Origin of the sequence: Enterobacter cloacae complex sp. 6730903 (assembly GCF_048283985.1) — a bacterium.
In the GTDB taxonomy this organism is placed as follows: domain Bacteria; phylum Pseudomonadota; class Gammaproteobacteria; order Enterobacterales; family Enterobacteriaceae; genus Enterobacter; species Enterobacter hormaechei_C.
Map to the genome: position 1 here is coordinate 1 of NZ_JBLVXX010000184.1, position 335 is coordinate 335.

A 335-nucleotide genomic window follows, 5' to 3' on the forward strand; every position below is an offset into this window, starting at 1 on the left:
GAATTATCGTTCTTCAGGTAAATTGATATTCATTTCTAACATTTCGATGTTCGCCTCAGAACGAACATGCATTTGGATATGCTGTTCGCCTACACCGCTAACATAACGACTGACCACCTGCATGATTTCTTTCTTCATTTGGTCAATCTTGTCTTGGCTTAAACGACGGCCTAAACCTTGTTCTGATGCAACAATGACTTTTAAACGATCTTTGGCAGTTTGAGCACTTGATGGTTTTTCTTCACTGCTAAATAATTTACTCCAGAATCCTGCCATATCTACGCTCCAAATAGTCGTGCTAACCATCCTTTAGGTTGAGCTGTGATGTGTCGATA

At 40.0% G+C, this 335-nt stretch carries 1 protein-coding gene; it reads right to left on the bottom strand.

Annotation, left to right across the window (positions count from 1 at the left end):
• Positions 1-3: 3 nt before the first annotated feature.
• A complete protein-coding gene (gene minE / locus ACNQ0W_RS25470) occupies positions 4-276 on the bottom strand; it encodes a cell division topological specificity factor MinE (RefSeq protein ID WP_417933318.1) in 273 nt (90 codons plus the stop codon).
• Positions 277-335 lie beyond the last annotated feature (59 nt).

Coding starts and splice junctions, on each gene's coding strand:
- minE (WP_417933318.1), bottom strand. CDS start 276: ATGGCAGGATTCTGGAGTAAATTATTTAGCAGTGAAGAAAAACCATCA.